The 19,390-nt window shown below is 67.2% G+C and carries 19 protein-coding genes and 1 tRNA gene; 11 read left to right on the forward strand and 9 right to left on the reverse strand.

Features of this window, described 5'->3' with window-relative positions; genetic code table 11:
• Positions 1-66: 66 nt before the first annotated feature.
• Both loiP and K309_RS0108460 read right to left on the reverse strand, forming a co-directional pair.
• Entirely contained in the window at positions 67-810 is a 744-nt protein-coding gene (gene loiP / locus K309_RS0108455; protein ID WP_029046016.1) for a metalloprotease LoiP, read from the reverse strand.
• A 199-nt stretch (positions 811-1,009) separates the two neighbouring features.
• Positions 1,010-1,094 (reverse strand) — tRNA-Leu (locus K309_RS0108460).
• A 178-nt stretch (positions 1,095-1,272) separates the two neighbouring features.
• Between K309_RS0108460 and K309_RS0108465 the strand changes: the two genes are divergently transcribed.
• Positions 1,273-2,193 (forward strand): alpha/beta hydrolase, encoded by a 921-nt coding sequence (locus K309_RS0108465; protein ID WP_029046017.1) that lies wholly within the window; start codon positions 1,273-1,275, stop codon positions 2,191-2,193.
• A 10-nt stretch (positions 2,194-2,203) separates the two neighbouring features.
• Here the strand turns inward: K309_RS0108465 and K309_RS0108470 are convergent, their stop codons facing one another.
• The 4 genes from K309_RS0108470 to K309_RS0108485 form a co-directional block, all read right to left on the reverse strand.
• Positions 2,204-3,088 carry an NAD(P)-dependent oxidoreductase gene (locus K309_RS0108470; protein ID WP_029046018.1) on the reverse strand — a complete coding sequence of 295 codons (885 nt, stop codon included), beginning with the start codon at positions 3,086-3,088 and terminating at the stop codon, positions 2,204-2,206.
• 41 nt (positions 3,089-3,129) lie between these two features.
• Positions 3,130-4,299, reverse strand: coding sequence for an ABC transporter substrate-binding protein (locus K309_RS0108475; RefSeq protein WP_084402379.1), 1,170 nt, complete (start codon positions 4,297-4,299; stop codon positions 3,130-3,132).
• Between the two features lie 66 nt (positions 4,300-4,365).
• Positions 4,366-5,529: a methyltransferase gene (locus K309_RS0108480; protein WP_029046020.1), complete on the reverse strand. Its 1,164-nt coding sequence runs from the start codon at positions 5,527-5,529 to the stop codon at positions 4,366-4,368.
• A gap of 102 nt (positions 5,530-5,631) precedes the next feature.
• Positions 5,632-6,573, reverse strand: coding sequence for a CysB family HTH-type transcriptional regulator (locus K309_RS0108485; protein ID WP_029046021.1), 942 nt, complete (start codon positions 6,571-6,573; stop codon positions 5,632-5,634).
• Positions 6,574-6,738: 165 nt separating this feature from the next.
• Between K309_RS0108485 and K309_RS0108490 the strand changes: the two genes are divergently transcribed.
• Genes K309_RS0108490 through cobA form a run of 7 tightly spaced genes read left to right on the forward strand, consistent with a single transcriptional unit; the run spans position 6,739 to position 13,773 of the window.
• Positions 6,739-7,512: a sulfite exporter TauE/SafE family protein gene (locus K309_RS0108490; protein WP_029046022.1), complete on the forward strand. Its 774-nt coding sequence runs from the start codon at positions 6,739-6,741 to the stop codon at positions 7,510-7,512.
• A 28-nt stretch (positions 7,513-7,540) separates the two neighbouring features.
• The gene (gene nirA / locus K309_RS0108495) at positions 7,541-9,223 is read left to right on the forward strand and encodes a nitrite reductase NirA (RefSeq protein WP_029046023.1); all 1,683 of its coding nucleotides are present in this window, start codon (positions 7,541-7,543) and stop codon (positions 9,221-9,223) included.
• Positions 9,224-9,241: 18 nt separating this feature from the next.
• Positions 9,242-9,826 carry a DUF934 domain-containing protein gene (locus K309_RS0108500; protein WP_029046024.1) on the forward strand — a complete coding sequence of 195 codons (585 nt, stop codon included), beginning with the start codon at positions 9,242-9,244 and terminating at the stop codon, positions 9,824-9,826.
• On the forward strand, positions 9,823-10,626 hold the full coding sequence (locus K309_RS0108505; RefSeq protein ID WP_029046025.1) for a phosphoadenylyl-sulfate reductase: 804 nt from the start codon (positions 9,823-9,825) through the stop codon (positions 10,624-10,626). The genes K309_RS0108500 and K309_RS0108505 overlap by 4 nt, the downstream gene beginning before the upstream one ends.
• 12 nt (positions 10,627-10,638) lie before the next feature.
• Positions 10,639-11,604: a sulfate adenylyltransferase subunit CysD gene (cysD, locus tag K309_RS0108510; protein WP_029046026.1), complete on the forward strand. Its 966-nt coding sequence runs from the start codon at positions 10,639-10,641 to the stop codon at positions 11,602-11,604.
• Positions 11,605-11,629: 25 nt separating this feature from the next.
• Positions 11,630-12,934: a sulfate adenylyltransferase subunit 1 gene (locus tag K309_RS0108515; protein WP_029046027.1), complete on the forward strand. Its 1,305-nt coding sequence runs from the start codon at positions 11,630-11,632 to the stop codon at positions 12,932-12,934.
• A gap of 38 nt (positions 12,935-12,972) precedes the next feature.
• Positions 12,973-13,773 carry a uroporphyrinogen-III C-methyltransferase gene (gene cobA, locus K309_RS0108520; protein ID WP_029046028.1) on the forward strand — a complete coding sequence of 267 codons (801 nt, stop codon included), beginning with the start codon at positions 12,973-12,975 and terminating at the stop codon, positions 13,771-13,773.
• Between the two features lie 145 nt (positions 13,774-13,918).
• Here the strand turns inward: cobA and K309_RS0108525 are convergent, their stop codons facing one another.
• From K309_RS0108525 to lptF, 3 genes are read right to left on the reverse strand one after another with little or no spacing between them, the layout of a single operon-like run.
• A complete protein-coding gene (locus tag K309_RS0108525; protein ID WP_029046029.1) occupies positions 13,919-14,314 on the reverse strand; it encodes a sirohydrochlorin chelatase in 396 nt (131 codons plus the stop codon).
• A gap of 8 nt (positions 14,315-14,322) precedes the next feature.
• Positions 14,323-15,492, reverse strand: a complete 1,170-nt coding sequence (gene lptG, locus K309_RS0108530) for an LPS export ABC transporter permease LptG (protein ID WP_029046030.1) — start codon at positions 15,490-15,492, stop codon at positions 14,323-14,325.
• Complete coding sequence (gene lptF, locus K309_RS0108535; RefSeq protein ID WP_029046031.1) at positions 15,489-16,616, reverse strand: LPS export ABC transporter permease LptF; 1,128 nt, start codon at positions 16,614-16,616, stop codon at positions 15,489-15,491. The genes lptG and lptF overlap by 4 nt, the downstream gene beginning before the upstream one ends.
• A gap of 187 nt (positions 16,617-16,803) precedes the next feature.
• On the opposite strand from lptF, the gene K309_RS0108540 reads away from it, so the two are divergent.
• From K309_RS0108540 to K309_RS0108550, 3 genes are read left to right on the forward strand one after another with little or no spacing between them, the layout of a single operon-like run.
• A complete protein-coding gene (locus K309_RS0108540; RefSeq protein ID WP_029046032.1) occupies positions 16,804-18,342 on the forward strand; it encodes a leucyl aminopeptidase in 1,539 nt (512 codons plus the stop codon).
• A gap of 43 nt (positions 18,343-18,385) precedes the next feature.
• On the forward strand, positions 18,386-18,820 hold the full coding sequence (locus tag K309_RS0108545; RefSeq protein WP_029046033.1) for a DNA polymerase III subunit chi: 435 nt from the start codon (positions 18,386-18,388) through the stop codon (positions 18,818-18,820).
• Positions 18,817-19,293, forward strand: a complete 477-nt coding sequence (locus K309_RS0108550; protein ID WP_029046034.1) for a hypothetical protein — start codon at positions 18,817-18,819, stop codon at positions 19,291-19,293. The genes K309_RS0108545 and K309_RS0108550 overlap by 4 nt, the downstream gene beginning before the upstream one ends.
• Positions 19,294-19,390 lie beyond the last annotated feature (97 nt).

The raw sequence follows: 19,390 nt of genomic DNA on the forward strand, positions 1-19,390 counted from the left end.
GGGGGAAATACAGGGTGCGGCCGCGTTCCCCGGGCGGGGGCGGCGGCGCAAAAGAATGCGGCGCGCTCAGCGCCCGCCGGCCAGGCGATCCTCGATATGCTTGGCGCGCTCCAAAGAGCCGGGGTGCGTGCTGAGCATGCTCGACTGGCCGCCGTCAAGCTGCGACATCTTGCGGAACGCCGACGCCAGCGCCTGCCGGTTGGCGCCGTTCTTGGTCAGCAGGTTGAAGGAGTAGTCGTCCGCAGCGGATTCCTGGCGCTGCGAGAACTGCGCATTGACGAACGTTTCCGCCAGGTCCCCGATCTGCGACGACGACAGCGCGGTCAGCGAAGCAATGCCGGTAGATCCGAGCAGGCCGCGCGCCGCGGCAGTGGTGTAGGCCACCTGCATCGCCGCCTTGGTGTGGCCCAGCGCCACATGGCCGATCTCGTGCCCGACTACGCCGCGCACTTCGTCGTCGCTGAGGAAGTCCATCAGCCCGCTGTAAACGCGCACGCACCCATTGGCCATGGCCCACGCGTTGATGTCCTTGGTCACGTAGACCTTGGCATTGAGGGGCAGCCCGGTATTGCCCAGCCCGCTCATCACAGTCGCGAGCCGCTTGGCATAGGTGCTGTCGGCCGGCGCAATGGTGTTCTTCTGGTCCATTTCCGCGCACGACTGGTCGGACAGCGTCTTGACGCTGGTGTCCGACAGCGTGGCCGCGGTGAACAGGCTGCCGCCGGCCTGGGACAGGTTTTCCATATTGGTGCCGGCGCAGCCGGCCAGCAGGGTCGCGCAGGCGAGGGCGGGAAGGGTCAGTCGGCTCATGGTGGCTCCGTTTCGCGGGATTTTCGCGGGATGGCAATGCCATAGGATAGGAAGCCAGGCGCACGGGCACCAGTGGGCGCTGTCCGACACACCTTCAAATTTCGGCCGGAAGGGGGGCGATGTGACGCGATAGGCCGGAGATGCCGGGCTATGCGGCGCAGCCGCCCATGTGGACGGCTGATTGCTTTGGAAGGAAATCTGGTGCCCGGGGTCGGACTCGAACCGACACGCCTTGCGGCGGGGGATTTTGAGTCCCCTGCGTCTACCTGTTTCACCACCCGGGCAGGTGTGACGGCATCGGAACCGATGCCGGGCTGAGCCGGCGATTATGCCGCAATTCCCTCCGACCGACAACCGGCCGCTATGGCCATGGTAGTGGCCCGGATAACTTGTGCATGGCGAATCGGATTAGCATCGCCGTCACCGCGCCGCCTCGCCCACCCTCCGCACGCACCGACCGCCATGACCGACCCATTGTCGAGCCTCGCCAGCCTGCCCTCGCAGGATCCCGGCTTCTACGACCGCGAATACAACAACCGCGCCAACGTGCCGGACAACCCGGCGCATATGGCGCGCTGGGGCGAATGGTCGGCGCGGGTGCGCGAGCGCGGCAGCTTTATCGCCGACCTGGGCTATGCCGATGCAGCTTCGCGGCATCCGCAGGATGAGACGCTGGACTATTTCCCGGCGCCGACGCCGGCAGGTGGCGGAGTGGCACCGCCGCTGCTGGTGTTCGTCCACGGCGGCTACTTCCGCGCGCTCGACAAGCGCGACCACAGTTTCGTCGCCAGCGTGCTGCCGGCGCTGGGCGTGTCGGTGGCGGTGGTCAACTATTCGCTGGTGCCGTCGGTGACGGTGCCGGACATCGTGCGGCAGGTGCTGCGCAGCGTGGCGTGGCTGTACCGGCAATCCGACGAACTGGGGCATGACCCGCAACGGCTGTTCGCCGCCGGGCATTCCGTCGGCGGCCACCTGGTGGCGATGCTGATGGCGGCACGCTGGCCGCAGCTGGCGCAAGACCTGCCAGCGGACCTGGTCAAGGGCGGTCTGTCGGTCAGCGGGCTGTACGACATGGAGCCGCTGCGCCGCGCCGCGTTCCTGCAATGCGACCTGCGGCTGTCCGAGGACGACGTGGCGCGACTGTCGCCGGCGTACATGACGCCGGCCACCGCCGCGCCGCTGTCGCTAGCGGTGGGCGAACTGGAAGCGGCCGAATACCACCGCCAGCATGCTCTGATGCGGGCGGCGTGGCCCGCCAATGTCCGCAGTCCGGCAGCGAGCGATCTGGTGCTGCCGGACTGTCATCACTTCAACGTGCTCGATGGCTTCATTGATGCCGACAGCGCGCTGATACGCGCCGTCCTGCGCCTGACAGCTACCTGAGCGCCGGCTCTCAACCCTCCAGCACGCGCAGAAGCGACGAGGTATCGTCCTTGCCCCAGCCGTTGGCCATCAGCGTGCGCAGCTGCGCCGAGGTGGCCTGCATCGCCGGCAGGTCCAGGCCGATTTCCTCGGCGATATCGCGCGCCAGCCCGAAGTCCTTGTCGTGCAGCCGCGCCTCGATGCCGGCGGCGAAATTGCGCGACACCATCTTGGGCCCCATCAGGTCAAGCATGCGGCTGCCCGCCATGCCCGTCGACATGGCCTGCAGCACGCGGCCGGTATCGACGTTCTGCGCCGAGGCAAAGCGCATGGCTTCGGCGATGCCTTCGATATTGACTACCTGCGCGATCTGGTTGCACAGCTTGGCGACCTGGCCGGCGCCGTTGCCGCCGATATGCGTGATGGTCGTGCCCAGCAGTTCCAGCAGCGGCAGCACGCGTTCCAGCACGTCGAGCTTGCCGCCGACCATGATGGTCAGCTTGCCGGATGCGGCGGCGGTGGTTCCGCCCGAGACCGGGCAGTCGAGCGCCTCGAGGCCGCGCGCGGACAGTGCCGCGGCGATCTCGCGCGTGACCACCGGCGAGATGGTGCTGTGGTCGACGCATACCGTGCCGGGCGCCGCGCCGTGGACCACGCCTTGCTCGCCCAGCAGCACTTCGCGCACGTCTTCGGACGAGGTCACGTTGGTGAAGACGACGCTGGCGCCGCGCGCGGCCTCGGCGGGCGTGAAGAACGGCTCCGCACCCATGGCGCGCGCCGCATCGGCGGCCTCGGGACGGCGCACGAACGCGCGCACGGTGTGGCCGGCGGCCAGCAGGTGGCGGACCATGTGCGAGCCCATGGCGCCCAGGCCGATGAAGGCAACCGTGACGGACGGAGTGGAAGTGGTGATCATGCGATGCTTCCTTTCAGAATGCCGGATGCGGCGGGCGCTGGCTACTTGTCGCCCGCGTAGGCGAACTTGCCGTTGCGGATCACCCCCATCACGCGCGAACGCTGGTCGAAACCCTGGTGGTCCTTCGCGTTCAGGTTCAGCACGCCGTTGGGGATGGTGAGATTGGTGGTGGATTCGAGCGCATCGCGCATGGCGGCGCGGAATTCGCGCGTGCCGGGCTGGGCGCCGGTCTTGAGCGCGCGGCGCGCGGCATCGTCCAGCAGCAGCCACGCGCCCCAGGCGTCGCCGGCGAACTGCGTCACGCTGTCGGCGCCGTACTTGCCCTCGTAGCGATTGACGAAGTCCAGCGCGACCTTGCGCACCGGATGGCTTTCAGGCAGCTGGCGCGCGACCACGACCGGCCCGGTCGGGAACAGCGTGCCCTCGACATCCTTGCCGCCCATGCGCAGGAATTCCCAGGTGGCGATGCCATGGGTCTGGTAGACCTTGCCCTTGTAGCCGCGCTCGCCCAGTGTCTTCTGCGGCAGCACCGAGGGCGTGCCGGCGCCGGCGATCAGCACGGCGTCGGGGTTTGCCGCCATCAGCTTGAGCACCTGGCCGGTCACCGAGGTGTCGTTGCGCGAGAAGCGCTCGTTGGCGACGACCTTGATCTTGCGCACTTCGGCCAGCTTCGAGAATTCGCGCCACCAGCTTTCGCCATAGGCGTCGGCAAAGCCGATGAAGCCCACGGTCTTGATGCCGTGGTTGCTCATGTACTCCGTCAGCACGGTCGCCATGTGCGAGTCGTTCTGCGGCATCTTGAACGCCCACCGGCGCTTGGCATCCGTCTGCGGCTCGACGATCGACGCCGACGCGGCCAGCGCCACCATCGGCGTCTCGCCTTCGGACACGGCGTCAAGCGCGGCCAGCGCGGTCGGCGTGATGTTGGGGCCGACGATCACGTCGACCTCTTCCTCGGAAATCAGCTTGCGCACATTGCGCACCGCGGCGGCCGGGTCGGAGCCGTCGTCCAGGATCACGTAGTGCGCCTTCTGGCCGCCCAGCGTCTGCGGCCACATCAGCACGGTGTTCTTGGAGGGGATGCCGATCGAGGCCGCCGGCCCGGTGGTGGACACATCGATGCCGACGCGGATATCGGCCAGCGCGGCGGCGCTGGCGCAGAGCAGGGTAGCCATTGCGAGGGTGGGCAGCAGGCTGGGCAACTTCGGCATCTTGTCTCCTCCGGTCTTGTTTGTGACGGGAAGGATAGCCGAACTCCGCCGGCAAGGGCACACGCGTCAGCGCACGCCCAGCCGCCACAGCGAGGTCACTTCGGCCGACCGCGCCGCATGTAGCGGATCGCTGGGGTCGGCGGCGCGCGGGTGACGCGGGCGGATATCGGAGCGGCCCAGCACCTTCAGCCCTGCGGCCTCGATCCAGCCTTCCAGCTGCTCGCGCGGGCGCAGGCCCAGGTGCTCGGCCAGGTCGGACAGCAGCAGCCAGCCTTCGCCGCCGGGCTCGAGATGCGCGGCCAGCCCATCGAGGAAGCCGCGCAGCATGGCGCTGTCGGGGTCATAGACGGCACGCTCGACCGGCGAGCTGGGCCGGGCCGGCACCCATGGCGGGTTGCACACCACCAGCGGTGCGCGGCCTTCCGGGAACAGGTCGGCCTGCACGATCTCGACGGGGCCGGCGTAGCCGAGCTGGCCGATATTCGCGCGTGCGCAGGCCAGCGCACGCGGATCCTGGTCGGTGCCGACGATGCGCTGCACGCCACGCCGGGCCAGCACGGCGGCCAGCACGCCGGTGCCGGTGCCGATGTCGAAGGCCAGCGTCCTGGACGGCAGCGGCTCGGCGGCAACCAGGTCGACATACTCGCCCCGCACCGGCGAGAACACGCCGTACCAGGGATGGATGCGGTCTTCCAGTGCCGGGATCTCCACGCCTTTCTTGCGCCATTCATAGGCGCCGATCATGCCCAGCAGCTCGCGCAGCGATGCCACATACGGCTCGCCCGCCGGGCCGTAGACCTGCTCGCAGGCTTCGCGCACATCGGGGGCGCGGCGCAGCGGCACGCTGTGATCGGCCTCGAACGGCAGCAGCAGCATGCCCAGCGTGCGGGCGCGCTGCGACTGCGCCAGCCGATGCAGGTGGAAGGCCTCGGCGGCCGAGCCGGGCGCGCCCTTGGCCTTCTGGCCCGGCCGGCTCGCCTTTTTGGGTTTGCGCTCGGTGCGCCGCGCCATGGCGTTGAGCAGCTGGCGCGCGTTCTGGAAGTCGCCACGCCACAGCAGCGCAGTGCCTTCGCAGGCGAGCCGGTAGGCGGTGTCGGCGCTGGTGGTGTCGTCGGCGACCACCACGCGGCGCGGCGGCGGGTTGCCGGCCTCGGAGCGCCAGGCGGCGCTGCGCTCGGTGCCGTCCTCGGTCCAGTGGATGCGGGGCAGTTCGCTGGTGGCTTCGCTCATGGGTTCGCTCACAGCGCCTCCGGCCGGCGGGGCATGATGGATTGGGAATGCATGTCGGGTTCTGCTTCTTATATAGAGAGGAGAGGCGGCGGGCTGCCGCGCTCAGAGTTCGTAGGCTTCGTGCTCGCCCGACATGGCCTGTTCGACCAGCTTGCGGTTCAGCGTCGGCGAGAACAGCTCGATGAAGGTGTAGACAAAGCTGCGCAGGTAGGCGCCTTGCTTGACCGCCAGGTGCGTCACATTGCTGCCGAACAGGTGACCGGCCGGGATCCCGCGCAGTTTGCTGTCGCGCTCGGCATCATAGGCCACGCCGGCGACGATGCCCACGCCCAGGCCGATCTCCACGTAGGTCTTGATCACGTCGGCGTCGATCGCCTCGAGCACGATGTCCGGCTTCAGGTGGCGCAGCTGGAAGGCCTTGTCGATCTTGGGCCGGCCGGCGAAGTTGGGGTCGTAGGTGATCAGCGGGTAGCCCATCAGGTCTTCCAGGGCCAGATGCTTCTTATCCAGCAGCGGATGATCGGGTGGCGTAATCACCATATGCGTCCACTGATAGCCCGGCAGCGACACCAGGTTCTTGTCGTCGGTGATGCCTTCCGTGGCGATGCCGATATCGGCCTGGTCGTGCAGCAGCATGTCGGCGATCTGCGTGGGGTTGCCTTGCTGGATCGACAGCCGGACCTTCGGGTAGCGCTTGGTGAATTCGCCGATCACCCGGGGCAGCGCGTAGCGCGCCTGGGTATGGGTGGTGGCGATGGTGAAGTTGCCCTGGTCTTGTGCCGCATAGTCCATGCCGACCCGCTTCAGGCTCTCGACTTCCTGCAGGATTTTCTCAACGGAGGTGAGAATGCGCCGCCCCGGCTCGGTCAGGCTGCGGATGCGCTTGCCGTGTCGCGTGAAGATATCGACACCCAGCTCTTCTTCCAGCTCGATGATGGCCTTGGACACCCCGGGTTGTGATGTGTAGAGCGCTTTGGCGGCTTCGGTCAGGTTGTAGTTCTGCCGGACGGCCTCGCGCACGAAGCGAAACTGGTGCAGGTTCATATAACTCGGGTCGTATAAACAAACAACTTCTTATTAGTTTGAGGTATGAGGCCAGTTTATTACGATTCTCGAACTTTGTTAATGAACGTCCTGCCCTCAGTGCGTCCGCTCGCAGCCCCCGGATTGTGATGCGAGCCTCACGGGCCAGGATCCACCGAGCCCCTCATGTCGCTGGCCTATACCGTTTCCGGTCTGTTTGTAGGCGTCCTCGTCGGTCTGACCGGCGTGGGTGGGGGCTCGTTGATGACGCCTTTGCTGACGCTGCTGTTCGGCTTTTCGCCGGCGACGGCGGTCGGCACCGACCTGGCCTTCGCGGCCATCACCAAGGGTTTTGGCACCATCGCGCACCGGGCCCACGGCCATGTGCAGTGGCAGGTGGTGCGGCGCCTGTGCATCGGCAGCCTGCCGGCGGCGGTCGTGTCCATCCTGGTGCTCAAGAGCGCAGGTGAGCTCAACGCGCAGTGGCTGCACGCGATCCGCGTGACCATCGGCGTGTCGGTGCTGCTGACCGTATTGTCGCTGCTGTTCCGCAAGCAGATGCTGGCCTGGCTCGAACGCAACCCGCGCTTCCAGCTGCACGGCCGCGCCCAGGTCATCGCCACCATCCTGGTCGGCGCGGTGATCGGCGTGCTGGTGACGGTGTCGTCGATCGGCGCGGGCGCGGTTGGCGCCACGCTGATCCTGCTGCTGTACCCCCATATGAAGCCGGCCGAAGTTGCCGGCACCGATATCGCCTACGCCGTCCCGCTGACGGCGCTGGCCGGGCTGGGCCACGTGTGGCTCGGTACCGTCAACTGGAATTTGCTGCTGGCGCTGCTGGTGGGTTCGATCCCCGGCATCTGGCTGGGCGCGCAACTGTCGCGGGCGCTGCCCGAGCGGCTGGTGCGTGCCGCACTGGCGACCACGCTGACGCTGGTCGCAATCAAGCTCGTTTCCTGAATCCAACGAATACTGAACGGACCCCGCCATGTATCAGTACGACCAATATGACCAGCGCATCGTCAACGAGCGCGTCGCCCAGTTCCGTGACCAGGTGCGCCGCCGCCTGTCGGACGAGCTGACCGAGGAAGAATTCCTGCCGCTGCGCCTGCAGAACGGCCTGTACCTGCAGCGCCATGCCTACATGCTGCGCGTGGCGATCCCGTACGGCCTGCTTTCTTCGACGCAGCTGCGCAAGCTGGCCCACATCGCCCGCGAGTATGACCGCGGCTACGGCCACTTCTCCACCCGCCAGAACATCCAGTACAACTGGATGGAGCTGGAGCGCGTGCCCGACGTGCTGGCCGAGCTGGCCAGCGTCGAGATGCACGGCATCCAGACCTCGGGCAACTGCGTGCGCAACATCACCACCGACCACTTCGCCGGCGTGGCGCCGGACGAGTCGGTGGACCCGCGCGTGCTGGCCGAGCTGCTGCGCCAGTGGAGCACGTTCCAGCCGGAATTCGCCTTCCTGCCGCGCAAGTTCAAGATCGCGATCTCGGCTTCGAAGGATGACCGCGCCGTGGTGCAGATGCACGACATCGGCATCTACGCCTACAAGAACGCCGACGGCGAAACGCGCCTGCGCATCCTGGCCGGTGGCGGCCTGGGCCGCACGCCGATCCTGGGTTCGATCATCAAGGAAGACCTGCCGTGGCAGCACATGCTGACCTACGTTGAATCGGCCATCCGCGTGTACAACCGCTACGGCCGCCGCGACAACAAGTACAAGGCCCGCATCAAGATCCTGGTGAAGGCCATCGGCGTGGAGAAGTTCGCGCAGGAAGTCGAGGAAGAATGGCAGCACAGCAAGGACGGCCCGGCCACGCTGACGCAGGTCGAGTTCGACCGCGTGGCGCAGTACTTCACGCCGCCGGCCTATGAAAAGCTGGCCGATACCGATGCCTCGTACGAGAACCACCTGCTGGAAGACAAGGCGTTCGCGCGCTGGGTCAGCCGCAGCGTGCACGGCCACAAGGTGCCGGGCTACGCCGCGGTGACGCTGTCGACCAAGCCGGGCGTGGCCTCGCCCCCGGGAGATGCCACCGATGCGCAGATGGAAGCGGTGGCGGACCTGGCCGACCAGTTCGGCTTCGGCGAACTGCGCGTGGCGCACGAGCAGAACCTGGTGCTGCCGGACGTGAAGAAGCACGACCTGTACGCGCTGTGGCAACTGGCGAAGAAGGCCGGCCTGGCGACCCCGAACATCGGCCTGCTGACCGACATCATCGCCTGCCCGGGCGGCGATTTCTGCTCGCTGGCCAACGCCAAGTCGATCCCCATCGCGCAGGCGATCCAGGACCGCTTCGACGACCTGGACTACGTCTATGACCTGGGCGAGATCTCGCTGAACATCTCGGGCTGCATCAACGCGTGCGGCCACCACCACGTCGGCAACATCGGCGTGCTGGGCGTCGACAAGGACGGTTCGGAGTGGTACCAGGTCACGCTGGGCGGCGCCCAGGGCAACAAGACCGCGCTGGGCAAGGTGATCGGCCCGTCGTTCAGCGCCGAGGAAATGCCCGAGGTGGTGACGCGCATCATCGACACCTTCGTGGCCAACCGCATCGAAGACGAACGCTTTATCGAAACCCTGTCCCGCATCGGCATCGCCCCGTTCAAGGAGCGCGTCTACGCAGACAAGCAGCCGCGCGAGCGCGCCGAAGCCTGAGGACCGGAGAGACTGAACATGGCTAAGATCATTCAACTGCAACGCGACGGTGCGAACGTCACCCCGGTGATCGTCGAAGACAACTGGACCGTGCTGCGCGCCACTGAAGAGCAACCGCTGACCGAAGAGCGCATCGCCGCCGCCGCGCAAGGCCAGGACGCCGTGCTGTTCCCGCTGTCGGTGTGGAAGGCCAATGAAGCGCTGCTGGCCGGCCGCGATGCCGCCCGCACCGGCGTGTGGCTGGCCCCGGAAGACGAGCCGGGCGACGCCGCCGCGTACTTCGACCGGGTGTCGCTGGTGGCGGTGGACTTCCCGGTGTTCCGCGACGGCCGCGGCTTCTCCACGGCCTACCTGCTGCGCACCCGCTACAAGTGGGAAGGCCAGCTGCGCGCCGTCGGCGACGTGCTGCGCGACCAGCTCAACTTCATGAAGCGCTGCGGCTTCGATGCCTTCGCGGTCCGTGCCGACAAGAATATCGACGACGCCATCAAGGGCTTCACCGAGTTCACCGTGACCTACCAGGCTTCGGTCGACGAGCCGCTGCCGCTGTTCCGCCGCGCCCGCACCGAAGGCGGTGCCGTGCAACCGAAGGCGACGGCATGAGCACGGTGCTGACCGATATCCCCGTGGTGGATGCCGGCGCGGTGTCGGCGCTGCGTCCGCCCGCGCTGTGGGTCGCGCCCGAGTACACCGGCAGCATCGAAGCGCTGGAGCAGAAGGAGCGCGAGCTGGGCGAGCGCCTGGCCGGCATCGCCGCGCGTTTCTTCCGCGCGCGCTTTGCCTCGAGCCTGGCGGCCGAAGACATGGTGCTGACCGATGCCATCCTGCGCGGCACCCCCGCCGTGCGCGCCGGCATCCGCGTCTTCACGCTGCAGACCGGGCGCCTGCACGCCGAAACGCTGGCGGTGCTCGACAAGGTGCAATCGCACTACGGCTACAGCATCGAGCAGTACACGCCGGACGCCGAGGCGGTCGAGAACTACCTGAAGAAGCATGGCCTGAACGCCTTCTACGACAGCATCGACCTGCGCAAGGAATGCTGCGGCATCCGCAAGGTCGAGCCGCTCAATCGCGCGCTGTCGCACGCCGACGCGTGGCTGACCGGCCAGCGCCGCGAGCAGGCCGTGACGCGCGCCGAGCTGCCGTTCGAGGAGCAGGACGACGCCCGCGGCATCCCGAAGTTCAATCCGCTGGCGGACTGGAGCGAGGCCGAAGTGTGGGCCTACCTGAAGCGCCACGACGTGCCGGTCAACGACCTGCACGCCAAGGGCTATCCCAGCATCGGCTGCGAGCCGTGTACGCGCGCGGTGCGCGCGGGCGAGGATATCCGCGCCGGACGGTGGTGGTGGGAGAGCAAGGACTCGAAAGAGTGCGGGCTCCACGAACAGAACATCAAGCATTGAGGGCGTAAGAAAATGGGCATCATGAACGACATCGCAGAAGCCACCTCCAGCGTGGCGCACCTGTTGCAGGTACAGAACGACCATCTCGACCGCCTCGAAGCGGAATCGATCTACATCATCCGCGAGGTGGTGGCAGAGTGCCGCAACCCGGCGCTGCTGTTCTCCGGCGGCAAGGACTCGATCGTGATGCTGCACCTGGCGCTGAAGGCCTTCCGCCTGGGTGACCGCAAGATCGAGCTGCCGTTCCCGCTGGTGCATATCGACACCGGCCACAACTACCCGGAAGTGATCGCGTTCCGCGACCAGCGCGTGGCGGAACTGGGCGCGCGCCTGGTGGTGGGCCATGTGGAAGACTCGATCAAGCGCGGCACCGTGCGCCTGCGCAAGGAAACCGATTCGCGCAACGCCGCGCAGGCCGTGACGCTGCTGGAAACCATCGAGGCGCACAAGTTCGACGCGCTGATGGGCGGCGCCCGCCGCGACGAAGAGAAGGCCCGCGCCAAGGAGCGCATCTTCTCGTTCCGCGACGAGTTCGGCCAGTGGGACCCGAAGGCCCAGCGCCCCGAGCTGTGGAGCCTGTACAACGCCCGCATGGCGCAGGGCGAGCAGATGCGCGTGTTCCCGATCTCCAACTGGACCGAGCTGGACGTGTGGCAGTACATCGCCCGCGAGAAGCTGGCGCTGCCGCCGATCTATTATTCGCACCAGCGCGAAGTGGTGCGCAAGAACGGCCTGCTGGTGCCGGTCACGCCGATCACGCCCAAGCAGGATGGCGACGTCAGCGAAGTGCTGTCGGTCCGCTTCCGCACCGTTGGCGACATCAGCTGCACCTGCCCGGTGGCCAGCGTTGCCGACTCGCCGGAAGCGATCATCGCCGAGACCGCGGTGACCGAGATCACCGAGCGCGGCGCCACCCGCATGGACGACCAGACCAGCGAAGCTTCGATGGAGCGCCGCAAGAAGGAAGGCTACTTCTAAGCCGCACGCAGCAAAGGATCCAGACATGACTCACCAAGCAACCCACCAAGGCCTGCTGCGCTTCATTACCGCCGGCTCCGTCGACGACGGCAAGAGCACGCTGATCGGCCGCCTGCTGTACGACAGCAAGGCCGTGCTGTCCGACCAGCTGACCGCGCTGGCCAATGCCAAGAACAAGCGCACCGCCGGCGAGCAGATCGACTTTTCGCTGCTGACCGACGGCCTGGAGGCCGAGCGCGAGCAGGGCATCACCATCGACGTGGCCTACCGCTATTTCTCGACGGCGCGCCGCAAGTTCATCATCGCGGATACGCCGGGCCACGAGCAGTACACCCGCAACATGGTCACCGGCGCGTCGACCGCGCACGCGGCCATCGTGCTGGTCGATGCCACCCGCGTGACCGTCACCGACGGCCGCGCCGAACTGCTGGCGCAGACCAAGCGCCACTCGGCGATCCTGAAGCTGCTGGAAATCCAGCACGTGATCGTCGCTGTCAACAAGATGGACCTGGTCGACTACAGCGAGCAGACCTTCAACGAGATCCGCACCGCCTACGCCGAGCTCGCCGAGCAGCTGGGCCTGAAGGATGTGCGCTACGTGCCGGTGTCCGCGCTGCGCGGCGACAACATCGTGCACGAGAGCGACGCCATGCCGTGGTACCAGGGCGAGCCGCTGCTGCCGCTGCTGGAAGAGCTGCCGGTGGAAGAAGCCGCGCCCGAAGACGACGCCGCGCTGCGCTTCCCGGTACAGCTGGTGATCCGCCAGGACGGTTCGCAGTCGGACGACTTCCGCGGCTATGCCGGCCGTGTCGAGGCCGGCACCGTGCGCGTCGGCCAGAAGCTGCGCGTGCTGCCCGCCAACCGCGAGGCCGTGGTGGCCGAAGTGCTGACCCCGAATGGCGCCGCTGAATCGGCCAACGTCGGCGACACCGTCACCGTGCGCCTGGCCGAGGACGTCGATGTATCACGCGGTGACATGTTCGTTGCCGCCGATGCGACGGCGGCTTCCGCCAAGAAGCTGCAGGCCGACCTGTGCTGGTTCGACGACGAGTCGCTGAACCCGTCGCGCAAGTACGTGCTCAAGCACACCACGGCCAGCGTGTTCGCGCGCGTGTCGGCGGTGGACCGCGTGCTGGACGTGCACACGCTGTCGCACGAGACCGGGCGCCACGAGATCAGCCTGAACGATATCGGCTCGGTGCAGATCTCGCTGCAGAAGCCGATCGTGTGCGATGCCTATGGTGACAACCCGGCGACCGGCGCCTTCGTGCTGATCGACGAGGCGACCAACCACACGGTGGCCGCAGGCATGATCCGTGCGTTCTCCTGACCGGTAACGAACAGGAACGAGCGGACAAGGGGCAACAGATGGACAAGCAGGCGCGCAAGACTTACGGCAAGGTGTACCTGATCGGGGCAGGCCCCGGTGCGGCAGACCTCATTACGGTGCGTGGTGCACGGCTTTTGGGCGAAGCCCAGGTGGTGCTGCACGATGCACTGGTGTCGCCGGAGATGCTGGCCTGGTGTCCGCAGGCGGAGCTGGTCGAAGTCGGCAAGCGCTGCGGCCAGCGCTCCACCGCGCAGCTGTTCATCAACCGGCAGATTGTCGACCTGGCCAGCAAGTACGAGCGCGTGGTGCGCCTGAAGGGCGGCGACCCGATGTTGTTCGGCCGCGCCGACGAAGAACTGCAGGCGCTGGAAGCGGCCGGCATCGAGTATGAGGTGGTGCCGGGCATCACCGCCGCGCTGGCTGCTGCTTCCGCGATCGGCAAGCCGCTGACCAAGCGCGGCGTGTCGCGCAGTGTGGCGTTTGCCACGCAGGCCAAGGCGGCGGACGGCGAGGGCTCGCCCGATATCGAAGCCGCGGTCAAGGCCGACACGCTGGTCTACTACATGGGCCGCGACCAGGCCGCTTCGATCGCCGCGCAGCTGATCGGGCACGGCAAGCCCGCGTCGACGCCGGCATGGGTGGTGGAAGCTGCCACCACGCCGCGCCAGCGCAGCCGCGAATTCACGCTTGGCCAGATGGCGGCCGGGGAAGCGGCGGCGTGGATCGATCCAGTGCAGCCGAGCTTGCTGATGATCGGCGCGGCGCTGGCCGCTCGCGCGACCGAAGCGCCGCAGGAGGATGTGGGCGGGATTGAAGTCTGTACGCCGCGCGCTGCCTGATTTTAGGCTCCTGCGCTGGCACTGCGAGGGTTTGCTCCCCTCTCCCATTCATGGGAGACAACCAGTCCCATCAGCCTGCCGTCAACAATAGTGACCCCGTGCCGGGATTCCGGCACGGGGTTTTTTCGTTAGGGTTTTGAAGTCTTCAGGACTGCGCAGCAGCCCCCGGCAGCGACGCAACGCAGTAAGCCGCAATCGCATCCAGCACCGCATCAGATTCGCCCACCGCGGCAGCGCAATGAATGCGCAGGCCGGGATAAGCCTGCCTGCACTGGTCGAGCAGCGCCGGCAGGTCGCGCCGGATATGCCCGCCCTGGCCGAAGAACACCGGCACCACCGTGACCTCGCCCACGCCGCGCGCGGCGAGTTCCGCCAGCGCATCGGGCAGCAGCGGCGACATCAGTTCCAGGAACGCCAGCCGCACCTCGCAGCCGGGCAGGGCGGCAACCAGCTTCTGCCGCAGCCGGTCGAACGGCTCGCGCCAGCGCGCATCGCGCGCGCCGTGCGCGAACAGGACCAGGGCACGGTCGCAAGCTGCCATGGCCGTCCTCAGTGCCGGTCGACCCAGCGCAGCGCCAGCAGCGCCACCGTCAGGTAGAGCGTGCCTGGCACCAGCGCGGAGATGATGGGCGGCCATGTGTGCAGCAGGCCGACGTGCGAGAACAGCGTATTGGACAGGTGGAACGACAGCCCCAGCATGATGCCGCCGAACACCTTCACGCCTACCGCCCCGGCACGCGCGTGCAGGTAGGCGAAGGGCAGCGCCAGCGCCACCATCACGAACAGCGTCAGCGGGTAGATCACCTTCTTCCAGAACGCGATCTCATAGCGCTGCGTGTCCTGCTTGTTGTCGCGCAGGTGGCGGATATAGCGGAACAGGTCCAGCGTCGACATCCGCTCCGGCGTCACCAGCAGCACCGACAGGATCTGCGGCGTCAGCTCCGAGTGCATTGCCACGCGCGGGAATTTCAGCTGCTCGGCGCGGAAATCCGGTGCCAGTGCATCGCGCGGCGGCGCGGGCTTTGCCGGATCGGCCTGCGGCATCAGCTCGGTGAAGCGCGTCTCGCTGACCCCTTGCAGTTCCCACGACTGGCCGCCCTGGTAGCGGCCTTCCTCGGCCACGCGGATCACGCGCAGCCGGTATTGGGGGTCGAACTCGTAGATGGTGATGCCGGTGATGGTCTGGTCCGGCTGCAGCCCGGCTACGTTGACGAAGCGGGTGATCTCGCCGCCGCCGGCCGGGTCCTGGTCGCGGTCCTTGACCCAGACGCCCGAGCGGAAGCCCGCCGACACCGTCGCGCCGATCGCCTCGAGCTTGATCTTCTGCGCGTACTGCTCCGCGCGCGGCCCGATGAACTCGCCGAAGATAAAGGTCACGATCGCCAGCGGCACAGCCAGCTTGAACAGCGAGAACAGCGCCTGCCGCGTGTTCAGGCCGGCGACGCGGAAAATGGTGAACTCGGACTGGCTGGCCAGCTGCGAGAACACGTAGATCGCACTGATCAGCACCGCGATCGGCAGCACCTCGTAGACCCGGGTAGGGGCCTGCAGCAGCACGTGGAACAGCGCCACCAGCGAGGTGTACTGGGCGTTGACGTTCTCCAGCTCGTTGAGCATGTCGAAGAACACGAACAGCGACAGCACCGCGAACAGGATGAAGGCGAACACGCCATAGACCAGCCGCCCGAAGTAGCGTTCATAGACGCGCAGGATCCTCATGCCCGGCTCCCGCTGGTGGCGGCACTGCCGCGTTTCAGGCCGAACACGGCGCGCCAGCCGCCCAGGCTGCGGTTCTGCCGGTAGCGGAACAGCACCAGCGCCCCCAGGAACACCGTCAGGTGGATCGGCCACCAGGCCAGCCAGAACGGCACCGAGCCGTTGCGCACCCAGGATTGGGTCAGGTTGATCAGGTTGCTGTACGTGAGGTAGATCAGCACCGCGAACACCAGCGGGGTATAGCGGCCCAGGCGCGGGTTCACGTAGGCCAGCGGGATCGCGATCATCACGAAGTTAAAGGCCAGGATCGGCAGCGAGATGCGCCAGATCAGCTCGCCCAGGTTCTCGCGCGTGGGGTTGCGGATCAGCTCGATGGTGTCGCGGCTCTTGGGCGGCAGCTTGGCTTCGGACTCGGGCGGCTTGTTGTCCACCTTGACCGCATAGCGTTCGAACTCGACGATGCGGTAGTCGACCTGGCCGGGCGTGCCGGAATAGCGGCGGCCGTTCTCCATCACCACCAGGCGGTCGCCGTTGGGCATGGTCTCGAACTTGCCCTGGTGCGCCAGCGCCACGCCGATCTTGTCGGCCTCGGCATTGGCGACGAAGACATTGCGCGCATACTTCATGTCGGGGTCCATGCCCTCAATGAACAGCACGTAGTTGGCCTTGGCGGGTTCGATGAAGCGGCCGGCGGCGATCATCGACATCACCCCGCGCTGCTCGAAGCGGTCGCGGAACAGCGCGCTCTGCTGGTTGGCCCACGGCCAGGCGAACATGCCCAGCAGCAGCGCCAGCACGATGAACGGCGCGGCGAACTGCAGCACCGGCTTGACCAGGTCGCGCAGCGAGATGCCGGCCGAGAACCACACCACCATCTCCGAATCCTTGTACCAGCGCGTGAGCACGATCAGGGTGGAGATGAAGAGCGTGGCGGACAGCAGGATCGAGAGATAGCCGATCGTGGCCAGGCCGATCAGCATCAGCACGTCGTTGGGACTGGCCTTGCCGCTCGCGGCCATCCCCAGAATGCGGATCACGAGCGACGTGAGCATGAAGGTCAGCATCACCAGGAACACCGCCCCGGCGGTGTAGGCGAGCTCGCGTCGCAGGGCTTGTTGAAGGATCATGCGGATTCGGTTCCGGGCTGCCGGCCGGAGCGGGCGATGTGCCGTGCGAGGTGCCTGGCAGAACAGCGGACTGGTAGCACAAGTGGCTGTCAGCGTGACCGGGGCGTATCAGCGGCGGCAGGTCGCGGGGTAAAAATCGCGGATAATGGAGGCTTTCGTGTCTAACGAGCCCCTGGAAGGAAGCGCGATGGAATTTAGCACAAAAGCCCTGGATTTGAGCAAAGCCGGCCAAAATGGTTTCCTGGCGACCAAGACTGACTGCCTCGTGGTCGGCCTGTTCGAGGGCCAGAACCTTGCCGGCGTGGCCAAGGCGCTGGACACGGCCACCAAGGGCTTGGTGGCGCGCCTGGTCAAGCAGGGCGATTTCGAAGGCAAGCGCGGCACCCACCTGATGCTGCACGAAGTGGCCGGCGTTGGCGCCGCGCGCGTGCTGCTGGTGGGCCTGGGCAAGGAAGCCGAGTTCTCGGACAAGGCCTTTGCCGACGCCGTGCGCACCGCGGTGCGTGCCTTGTCGTCCACGCGCGCCACCACCGCGCTGTGGTGCCTGGCGCAGCAGGCGCCGCAGCAGCGCGATGTTTCGTGGGCCATCATCAGCACCATCACGCTGGTGCGCGACGCCGGTTACCGGTTGCTGGAGCGACATCCTGGCCTGAAGCGCGCCAATGCCAACGGCAAGTCCAACGGCGCCGACAAGTCGTTGCTGCGCAAGGTCGTGATCGCGGTCGACAGCAGCGACGCCCGCGCCGCCACCCAGGCCGCGGTGCGCGGCACCGCCATCGCCAACGGCATGGAAGTGACGCGTGACCTGGGCAACCTGCCGTCCAATATCTGCACCCCGACCTACCTCGCCAATGCCGCGCGCAGCATCGCCAAGCGCCACAAGCTCAAGGCCGAGGTGCTGGGCCGCAAGCAGATCGAGGCGCTCAACATGGGTGCCTTCCTGGCCGTGACCAAGGGCAGCCAGGAGCCGCCGCAGTTCATCGTGCTGCGCTATGACGGCGCCGGTGCCAAGCAGGCGCCGGTGGTGCTGGTCGGCAAGGGCATCACCTTCGACACCGGCGGCATCTCGCTCAAGCCGGGCGAGGGCATGGACGAGATGAAGTACGACATGTGCGGCGCCGCCTCGGTGCTCGGCACCATCCAGGCCGTGGCAGAGATGGGCCTGAAGCTCAATGTGGTGGCCGTGGTGCCGACCTGCGAGAACATGCCCAGCGGCATCGCCACCAAGCCGGGCGATGTCGTCACCAGCATGTCTGGCCAGACCATCGAGATCCTGAACACCGACGCCGAGGGCCGCCTGATCCTGTGCGACGCGCTGACCTATGTCGAGCGCTTCAAGCCGGCCGCGGTGATCGACGTGGCCACGCTGACCGGCGCCTGCATCATCGCGCTGGGGCATCAGAACAGCGGCCTGTATTCGCGCTCCGACATGCTCGCCGACCAGCTGCTGCAGGCCGGCCGCCACGCCATGGACACCGCCTGGCGCATGCCGCTCGATGACGAGTACCAGGACCAGCTCAAGTCCAACTTCGCCGACATGGCCAATATCGGCGGGCGCCCGGCGGGCAGCGTGACCGCGGCCTGCTTCCTGTCGCGCTTCACCGAGAAGTACGACTGGGCGCACCTGGACATCGCCGGCACCGCCTGGAAGAGCGGCGCGGCCAAGGGTGCCACCGGCCGCCCGGTGCCGCTGCTGACGCAGTTCCTGATGGACCGCGCGGCCTGACGGCCGCGGTCAGCCAACCCGGCAACGCAAGCAGCAAACGTCCATGACGCGCATCGACTTCCACAGCAACGTGCCGGACCTGCTCGGCTATGTCTGCCGGCTGGTCCGCAAGGCCTACGGCGCCGGCCAGAAGGTCGTGATCCACGGCACGCCGGCGCAGCTGGCGGACCTGGATGCACGCCTGTGGACCTTCTCGGCGCTGGATTTCCTGCCGCATTGCGGGCTGGAACACCCCAATGCGGCGGTCACGCCGATCCTGCTGGCCGCCACCACCGAAGGCGTGCCGCATCACCAGCTGCTGATCAACCTGTCCGACCAGCCGCCGGCGCAATTCGCCAGTTTCGAACGTTTGATCGAAGTGGTGGGGTCGGGCGACGCCGCCCGCGAAGCCGGCCGCCAGCGCTACCGCTTCTACCGCGAACGCGGCTATCCGCTGACGCATCACGATATCGGCCAGCCCAAGGGAGACGCAACATGAGCGAACGCACCACATCGCGGGTGATCCCGCGGCCCGGGCCCAACGACAGCATTCCGCTGCTGACCGAAGTGGTCGAACTGCCGGACACGGAACCGGCGGCGCAGCCGCTGGCCGCTTCGCAGGAAGGGGTCATCGATACCTTCGGCATGGCCGAATCCGGCATGGTCATGCACGTGGGCGATACCGGGGAGCCGCAGGCCGAAGCACCGCCGCAAGCCCCGGCGGCGGTGGCCGATCCCGGCGAGGACGACCTGCGCGCCATGCGCAGCGAGCTGCTGTCGCGGGTGATGCTGCGCTTCCGCACCGAATGGCCGCAGGTGGTCGAGGCCCATACCGAAGCCACGCTGCAGGCGCGGCTGGCGCCGCTGACCGCGCAGCTGGCCAGCGAACTGACGCAGTCACTGGAGGCCAGGCTGGTGGAGTGGCTGGACGCGACGCTGGAGGAGATCGAGCGGACGCCGGGCGGGGACTGAGGAGAGCCATCGTCGCCCTGGCGCGGCGAAGGGTTTCTCCCCTCTCCATTTGGGAGAGTGGAGCAAACCGCCGGCATGCAAGACGCCTCGCCAACAA

The organism is Cupriavidus phytohabitans, assembly GCF_000426345.1.
Taxonomy (GTDB): Bacteria; Pseudomonadota; Gammaproteobacteria; order Burkholderiales; family Burkholderiaceae; genus Cupriavidus.